This window comes from Actinomycetospora sp. (assembly GCF_055612215.1).
This window is the reverse complement of the sequence record NZ_JBVPVA010000646.1, coordinates 1-7732: the sequence shown is the minus strand read 5'-3', so window position 1 is coordinate 7732 and position 7732 is coordinate 1. Positions and strand designations below refer to the sequence as shown.

General features: G+C 71.2%; 8 protein-coding genes and 1 pseudogene. 5 read left to right on the top strand and 4 right to left on the bottom strand.

The window, feature by feature from the left end; translation table 11 throughout:
• Positions 1–348: 348 nt before the first annotated feature.
• Positions 349–906 (bottom strand): ester cyclase, encoded by a 558-nt coding sequence (locus tag AC0CYZ_RS17775; RefSeq protein WP_472217692.1) that lies wholly within the window; start codon positions 904–906, stop codon positions 349–351.
• 90 nt (positions 907–996) lie between these two features.
• On the opposite strand from AC0CYZ_RS17775, the gene AC0CYZ_RS17770 reads away from it, so the two are divergent.
• Both AC0CYZ_RS17770 and AC0CYZ_RS17765 read left to right on the top strand, forming a co-directional pair.
• Positions 997–1608, top strand: coding sequence for a TetR/AcrR family transcriptional regulator (locus AC0CYZ_RS17770; RefSeq protein WP_472217689.1), 612 nt, complete (start codon positions 997–999; stop codon positions 1606–1608).
• 149 nt (positions 1609–1757) lie between these two features.
• Positions 1758–2030, top strand: a pseudogene (locus AC0CYZ_RS17765) (GTP cyclohydrolase I); the annotation flags it as partial.
• A 731-nt stretch (positions 2031–2761) separates the two neighbouring features.
• Here AC0CYZ_RS17765 and AC0CYZ_RS17760 read toward each other — a convergent pair.
• The 3 genes from AC0CYZ_RS17760 to AC0CYZ_RS17750 all read right to left on the bottom strand — a co-directional run bounded on the left by AC0CYZ_RS17760 (position 2762) and on the right by AC0CYZ_RS17750 (position 5225).
• Complete coding sequence (locus AC0CYZ_RS17760; protein ID WP_472217686.1) at positions 2762–3634, bottom strand: ZIP family metal transporter; 873 nt, start codon at positions 3632–3634, stop codon at positions 2762–2764.
• 183 nt (positions 3635–3817) lie between these two features.
• Positions 3818–4468 (bottom strand): M48 family metalloprotease, encoded by a 651-nt coding sequence (locus tag AC0CYZ_RS17755; RefSeq protein WP_472217694.1) that lies wholly within the window; start codon positions 4466–4468, stop codon positions 3818–3820.
• Between the two features lie 379 nt (positions 4469–4847).
• Entirely contained in the window at positions 4848–5225 is a 378-nt protein-coding gene (locus AC0CYZ_RS17750) for a BlaI/MecI/CopY family transcriptional regulator (protein ID WP_472217684.1), read from the bottom strand.
• A 100-nt stretch (positions 5226–5325) separates the two neighbouring features.
• Here AC0CYZ_RS17750 and AC0CYZ_RS17745 point away from each other — a divergent pair, with 100 nt between their 5' ends.
• The 3 genes from AC0CYZ_RS17745 to AC0CYZ_RS17735 form a co-directional block, all read left to right on the top strand.
• A complete protein-coding gene (locus tag AC0CYZ_RS17745; protein ID WP_472217682.1) occupies positions 5326–5922 on the top strand; it encodes a phosphatase PAP2 family protein in 597 nt (198 codons plus the stop codon).
• Entirely contained in the window at positions 5919–6551 is a 633-nt protein-coding gene (locus AC0CYZ_RS17740; RefSeq protein ID WP_472217680.1) for a DedA family protein, read from the top strand. The genes AC0CYZ_RS17745 and AC0CYZ_RS17740 overlap by 4 nt, the downstream gene beginning before the upstream one ends.
• A partial coding sequence (locus tag AC0CYZ_RS17735) for an MFS transporter (protein WP_472217678.1) occupies positions 6544–7732 on the top strand: 1189 nt, incomplete at its 3' end. The genes AC0CYZ_RS17740 and AC0CYZ_RS17735, both read left to right, overlap by 8 nt.

Genomic DNA, 7732 nt, shown 5'->3' with positions numbered 1-7732 from the left:
TAACGCGGAATATCGCGGCATCGCTCGTCTCGAGCCTGGGGGCGCGGCCGGCGCCTGTGCATCCCACTTCGGGAATCCGTGCAGCCGACTTCGGAAACTGACGCGAGACGTGGTGCGTGGAGGCGGGGGAGCGGGCGCTGCCGACGGATCCGCTGACTGTGGCGCGGTTCCTCGTCGACCTCGCCCCACGCTCCGCCACCCCCGCTGATCCGTCCGGCAGTGTCGTCGCCGGGCAGGTGCAGAAGCGGGACGGGATGCGGCCCGGGACGGTGCGCGGCCACCTCGCGGCGATCTCCGTGTTCCACCAGACCGCCCAACACGAGAACCCGATGCCCGGGGGACGGTCGGTCAGCGCACCGCTACTCCAGCCGCGGCGTCGTTCGCGAACCTGACGGCCGCGTGAGCCGCCCGAGCCGCCCGACCGGTGACCCGCCACGCCGCGATCCGAGCGATGGCGCGGGGATTCGGTGGCAGCACTCCGAGCTGGCGGATCATCGCGAGGTCGTCCCGCAGCGCCTCGTGTGCCACGACCTGGCCGTCGCGCCGGGTCAGGACGTGGAAGTGCTCCACGTCGATCTCGCGACCGGTCGGCGGGAGCACCTGGTCGACACGATCGTCCCGGAAGCGGACGAACGGGCCCGTGTGCCGTCCCGACATCCGCACCCTGCTCCACACCTGGTCGCCGTGCTCGGCCACGTCGAGCACCGAGTAGCGCAGGTCGCTGTAGGCCGACCTGAGCCAGGCCCCGGTCGCGAGGGCCGCAGCGGGACCGGGAAGCCGACAGGCCGCGGGTGACACCGCCGCTGCGTAGTTCACGTAGTCCGAGGCGAAGACCCTTTCGGCCAGGTCGGCGTCGCCGGTCTCGAGCACCCGGAAGACTTGACCGGTCAGTTCGGTCGCGTCCATGGCTGCTCCTCCTCGTACAGCGGGATCAATCCGCTATGCTAGCGACCAATGAATAAGGAGGCAGCCGCCAAACGGGCCTACACCTCGCCGTTGCGGGCGCAACAGGCCCGGACCACCCGCTGGACAGTCCTGCGCGCCGCCGCCCGGTTGTTCGCCGAGCAGGGTTATGTCGGAACCTCCATCGCCGACATCGCCCGCGAGGCAGGGGTCAGCAGGGCCACCGTGTCCAGCGCGGTCGGGCCAAAGGCCCTACTGCTCAAGCAGGCCTACGACGCCACCATCGCCGGGGACGACGACCCCACCCCGATCCCCGCGCGCGCCACCACCGGCTCGTTCCGCGACCAGCCGACCCCGAGCGCGGTGCTCGAGGCCTACATCGCCCACGCCGGGCCGATCAGCGCCCGCATCGCGGGCTTGTCCGAAGCCGTTCGGGGTGCCGCCGGTGCCGACGCCGACGCCCGCGCGCTCTGGAACGAGATCCAGGGTCAACGACACCGAGCCGCGCGGATGGTGGTTGACGCCGTGCTCGCCGTCGGCGAGCTCCGCGACGGCCTCGACCCCGAGACCGCCATCGACCTCGTGTGGATCCTCAACGACGGCACGCTCTACAACTCGATGGTCCATCTCCGCGGCTGGAGCCACGAACAATTCCAGGCCTGGCGAGCCGATGCGATCAAGAACCAGTTGCTCGGTGTGCCGTGAGCACGCACTCCGGCTGCTGGGGGCGCCGGGATCATGCGCCCTCGAACGACCACTGAGTCTAGATCTTGAGCGCGAAGCGCTAACGGGAGGCGTCGCGGAAGCGCTGCTGTGTCCTCAGGGACCGTCGTGGCGACAGTTAGGGCAGTTCGCTGTCGAAGCTGGCCCGGGTGGTGGAGCACTTCGCGTGCCGTCCGCAGGTCCAGGAGCGGATGACGGTCCAGATCGCCGACTGGCTCGCCGAGCACCTGGAGCCGAAGGGCGTCGGCGTCGTCGTCGAGGCCGAACCCTCCTGCATGACCCTGCGGGGCGCCCAGGCCCGCGGCGCGGACACCGTCACCTCCGCCGTTCGCGGCGTGCTGCGCGACGACGCCCGGTCCCGGCAGGAGTTCTTCGCGCTCGCCGATCGTGCGGGCGATCGCTGATCACCGCGCGCGAATGGGCAGCAGGCGGCTTGAGACGCCGTGATGGTGGTCCTGACCCATGTCCTGGCGTGCCCACCTCTCGACGCCCCACGCCGTCTGCGCAGGCCAACCCCACCGGCCACCCTTAGGCGCCCACGGCGGAACCGCCGGTCGTGTTGTCCCGTGCCTGGTTGCCTTGGCCTCGTCGAGACGCACGCGCACCCGGGCTATGTCGGCCTCGGTCAGGCGCGGGACGCCCCCCGCGACGCCGACGACGGGTGGCGTGACGAGCGCAATGCCGAGCTCCGTAGGTCGATGACCGCTGGCCGTCGCAGCTGTAGGAGCGCAGCTACGGTCAGCGGTACTTCTCTCGCAGACCGATGTGTCGTCCAGTCTTGCGGAGACGATCGGGAGACACACCTACGAACCTTGTACGGCCGACCGCCATGGAATGGTCAGGGCGATACACGCCTTGGCGGCGCCGTTGGGCCATGAGGGTTGTCTGACGAACCGGGGCACGCTCTCTTGTCTGTTCGCCGCAGCCACGGCTGCGCTCTCGGACGACTATCCGGACGGTTCACCGCTCACGTGGCCTCCGCCCAAGGACTCGGACGGACCGTTAGCAACCGCCCGATGAGTCGGCTCGACGTCAGCCGCCCCGCATCGGGGCCAGGCTGGCGGACGAGCTCAGGGGTGCGTGGGGTTGTCGAGGGCCCGATCGCGAGGCTCCGGAACGGTTGGGCCTTGGTTGGTCAGGCACCGCCGGCGGTGACGATCATGTCGGTGACGAACCCGACGACCAGGCCGAGCAGGACCCCGGCGTAGAGCGGGCGGTGGTTGGGGGACCTGCCGGCCAGCATGACCAGTTGCAGCACGACGTAGAGGATTGAGCCGGCGGCCAGGGTCAGGAACACCACACTGAGCGTGTCGCTGGTGAATTGGGCCCCGATGGCCGTGCCCATGAAGGTCGGACCACCGCCGATCAGACCCATGGCCAGCAGGAACCCCCAGCTGGGTCGTTCGCCGTCGGCAACCAGCGGCGCGACGATGCCGAACCCTTCGGTGCCGTTGTGCAGCGCGAACCCGATCACCAGCAGCACGGCCAGCCCGATCTCGCCGCCGGCGGCGGAGCCGCCGATCGCCAGGCCTTCCCCAAAGTTGTGCAACCCGATCCCGACCGCGATCAGCAACGCCAACCGCCGCGCCGGCGACCATCCCCGAGACCGGGTCGGGGTCTCGGTCACCGCCATCGCCCCCGGGCCACCCGTCCCGGACGCATTCGCCGAGCTCTCGCGATTGAGCTGGTTCGGGCGGTGCTGCAGCCAGCTCTCGTAGCCGACCAGGGCGCCGAACCCGACCCCGAGCCCGACCAGGAACAACACCCCGAACCCGAACACCGGACCCAAGCCGCCGGCGCCTTGGTGCAACGCGCCCAGCGCGGAGTCGACCGGCTCGAAGGCATGGGAGAGCACATCCCAGAGCAGGAACACCAGGATTCCGACCGCGGTGGCGTTGAGGAACACGCGGGTGCGCGCGGCCGGGGCCCGCAGCCGACCCAGCGGCAGGCCCAGCAGGATGGTCACTCCCGCGATGAACCCGAGCAGCAGAATCTGCCCCTCGCTCATGTGCCGCCCCTTAAGTGCGCGCCCGGCACGACCTGCGTCGGGCAAGGGCAGGCTCACCTAACGAAGCCGGGAAGTCAACCTGATCGTGCGCCCGGCAACGAGGTGCCGTCTGACGACGCGGGTGCGACGGGGCGATCCCCAGCACCTCGCAAGACCCTCATCGGCCCAGCGCTGCAGCCGATGTCAATCGATCCTCCAAGGATCAACGTCGGTCTCTGGGCGTCGCTGGGCCCGAAAGGATCCAGTCAGAATGGGACGACCGCTGGCTGGCGCCGGTGCGGCGGTGCGGACGGGGTGTTGGTTGGATGCTCCGGCTCCGGCGTGTTCGAAGAGTCGCTCGCCGAGGTGTTGCACGGCACCGGCGGCGAGCGCGCAAGCAAGAACGAGGCCGACGAGGGCCGCCACCGTTGCGGGCCGGCGACGGGGCGGCGGGTCGAGGAGGGCCTGAACTCGCCCGGGGACGTCGGCGGTCATGACGCCGAGAGCTCTGGATGTTCTGGCGATTCGGTGCCGATGCATGAGCAGGGCGGTGCGAGCCAGGGCCCGGGCGGCTTGGGGGCGTTCGGCGACCGATGCGGCGGCGTCTTCATCGGCCCACCGCTCGACGCAATGGCCCACCGTGCGGGCGGTGGCCACGAGCAGGGGGTTGACGGCGGCGGCGAGGTCGGCGGCGAGGACCCACCACGGGTGACGATGTTGGAGGTGGGAGGCCTCATGGGCCAGAACGACCCGGCGTTCGACGGGCTCGAGGGCGTCGAGCAGGCCGGTCGTGACCACGATGCGGCCTCGTGGCTCGGGGGTGGTGAAGGCGTCGAGGCGGTCGGTCCTGACCACGACGAGCGAGCGGTCCCCGGGCAGGTGGCGACAGCTGCGATGCACCTCGAGGAGGGCTTGGCCACGTCGTAGGACGCCCCGGATAAGCAGAGCAGCGAGTACGCCGAGCAACAGTCCTGACCCGACCGCGGCGCTGGCCGGGATGGGGCTGTCGCGGTGAAGGGCACTGCTGGACCACGGCCCGAGGGCGGCGACTTCGGGGAGCTGGCCGATCCAGGTGAAGGCAACCACGGCGAGCACGAAGATCGTGGATGCGGTGACGACAACGCTGCCGGTGACCAGGGTCCGAGTGGCCAGGGCCGGCGGCAGGCGCCGGCCGAGGCCGGGGGCGGTGGCGCGAAGACCAGCGATACCACCAGGGCGATCAGCGCAGCGGTCGTCATGGCGTGGCCGCTCCGGGATCGGTGCGGTGCAGCAGTTCGGCGAGCAGGCGTTCGTCGTCGTCGGAGAGGGTCCCCACGAAGCGGGTCAGCACCGCGGCCCGGTCGTCACGGGTGTCGAGGAGTCGCTGCATCTTGCGGGCGGCGATCTCGTCCTCGTCGACCACGGCTCGGTATGCGAAGGCTCGACCGACACGGTGGCGGGTGACGACGCCCTTGTCCGACAGTCGGGCCAGGGTGGTCATGACCGTGGTGTAGGCGAGGTCGGCGCCGAGGGCGTCTCGGACCTCGCCTGGCGTCATGGGGTCGCTGTGTTCGACCAGGACGGCGACGACTTCATGTTCGAGGGCCCCTCGCTGTCGCCGTCCGGCTTCCACGCCTGGTCCACCCTCTCCGTCGTCTACTACCGAGATGGTAGTATCTTGGCCTGTACTGCGTCGAGGGGTAGTTGCTGCGGCGCCGGGAGGCGGTCAAGGGATGAACTACTGGTTGTTCGAGCAGGTCAATGCGCTGGCTCGGGCGACGCCGTGGCTGCACCCGGTGCTGCTTGGTTATGCCGATTACGGGGTGGCGCTGTTCGGGCTGCTGCTGGTGGCGGGCTGGTGGGTGGCCCGGCACAGCAGCCGCCCCGAACCAGTGGCGGCCGTGATCTGTGCGGTGGTGGCCACGCCGGCGGCGGTGGCGATCAACCAGCCCATCGTCAACGCCGTGCACGAGGCCCGTCCCTACACCACGCACCCGGGGGCGCTGGTCCTGGTCAGCCGCAGCGCTGACTTCTCCTTTCCTTCCGACCATGCCGTGATGGCCGGGTCGGTGGCGCTAGGCCTGGTGTTCGTGTCCCGAGGTCTGGCCGTCCTAACCACCGTGGCGGCGCTGGTGATGGCCTTCGCCCGGGTCTACGTCGCTGCCCACTATCCCGGCGATGTGCTCGTCGGGCTCGCACTCGGAGCCGCGGTGGCGCTGGTGGTCTACCTGGTCGCTCACACCGGAGTGACTCGACTCGTCGAGACGGCCACCCGGTTCCGGCGACTGTGCCCACTGGTGCTCGCCTCGCCACCAGGGACCACACGGTGACCGGGCTGCTGGACGGCCTGCTCTCGGTCCATGGACCGCTGCTCTACGTCCTGGTCGGCGCCGTGGTCTTCGTCGAGGACGCCCTGTTCGTGGGTTTCGTCGTGCCGGGCGAGACGGCGGCGGTGCTGGGCGGAGTCGCCGCCAGCCTGGGCGGGGCGTCCCTGCCCGTGATGATGGCCACCGTGGTGGCCGCAGCGATCGTCGGCGACAGTGTGGGTTACGAGGTCGGCCGCCAGCTGGGCCCGCGGCTCGTGGAGAGCCGGATGCTGCGAGGTCGACGGGAGCGCCTGGATCGGGCTCGGGAGTTCCTGGCCCGCCGGGGCGGGACTGCGGTGTTCCTGGGCCGGTTCGTGGCCTTCTTCCGGGCGGTGATGCCCGCCCTGGCCGGTACTGCCGGGATGCGCTATCTGAAGTTCCTGGCCTACAACGCCGCCGGTGGCGTGGTCTGGGGCGCCGGTGTCGTGCTGCTCGGCTACCTGGCCGGCAACTCCTACGCCGCCGTGGAGGCCACGGTGGGGCGGGGTGCCGCGATCGGCGTGGCCGTCATCGTCGTGGTGGCTCTGGTGGTGTGGCGTTTCCGCCGCCATCGCAGCAGGGCCGACGCCGCCGACACGTCGAGCGATGAGTAAACCGATCGAGCCGACCGGCTCCGGTGAGATGGCGGTCATCCGGCCGCTATTCGCCGCCGGCTTCGTCACCGCCTTCGGCGCCCACAGCATCGCTGCCAACCTCGGGGCCACCTCACCCGAAGGTCTCGCCACGCACCTGCTGACCCTCGGCGTGTTGCTGGCGCTCTATGACGGCGCCGAGGTCCTGCTCAAGCCGGTGTTCGGGGCACTGGCTGACCGCATCGGGCCGCGACCGGTCCTGCTCGGCGGACTGGTCGGCTTCGCCGTGGCCTCGGCGCTCTACGTGGTGGTGGGCAACCCGGCCGGGCTCGGGCTGGCCCGCTTCGCCCAGGGGGCCGCGGCCGCTGCGTTCTCGCCCGCCGCCGGGGCCATGATCGCCCGTATCGCTCCGGACCGGCGCCGAGGCCGGGCCTTCGGCTCCTACGGGGCCTGGAAGGGCCTGGGCTACACCCTGGGCCCGCTGCTCGGCGGAGTCCTGGTCAACGTCGGTGGCTACCGGCTGCTGTTCGTGGTGCTGACCGTCCTGGCCGTCGTGGTGGCCGGATGGGCCGCGGTGTCGGTGCCCCGGCTGCCGGCCCTGGCCCGTGGTCGCCAGACCGTGATCGACCTGGCCCGACGGCTCAGCGACCGGAGCTTCCTAGCCCCCACCGTTGCCCTCGGGGCCGCGACCGCGGCGCTGGCCGCCGGGGTCGGCTTCCTGCCCGTCGTCGGCGGCGGCGCCGGCCTGGGCCCGATCGCGACCGGGGCAGCGGTGTCGGTGCTGGCCGCCACCGCAGCGCTGAGCCAGCCAGTCGTGGGCCGGGTCCGAGACACCGGGCGGGTCAGCGACCGCAGCGCCTTGACCATCGGGCTCCTGGCTGCCGCTGTAGGCCTCGGAGTCCCCGCGCTGCTGGCGAACCTGGCCGGGCTGCTAGTCGCCGCCGTGCTCATCGGGCTCGGCACCGCTGTGGTGACACCAGTGGCCTTCGCCGCGCTGGCCGGCGTCAGCGCGCCCGAGCGCCTGGGACAGACCATGGGCGCCGCCGAGATCGGTCGGGAGCTTGGTGACGCCGGCGGCCCGCTCGTGGTCGGCGCCCTCGGGGCCGGCGTCGGTCTCGCCAGCGGGTTCGCGGGTCTGGGCGTGCTGATCGCGCTGGCCGCCGCCCTGGCCGGCGCCGCCCGCATCGGGACCCACCACCCCT

Excerpts from the sequence above, each read along its gene's own strand:
- AC0CYZ_RS17775 (WP_472217692.1), bottom strand. The coding sequence starts at position 906 with ATGGACGCGACCGAACTGACCGGTCAAGTCTTCCGGGTGCTCGAGACC.
- AC0CYZ_RS17745 (WP_472217682.1), top strand. The coding sequence starts at position 5,326 with ATGAACTACTGGTTGTTCGAGCAGGTCAATGCGCTGGCTCGGGCGACG.
- AC0CYZ_RS17760 (WP_472217686.1), bottom strand. The coding sequence starts at position 3,634 with ATGAGCGAGGGGCAGATTCTGCTGCTCGGGTTCATCGCGGGAGTGACC.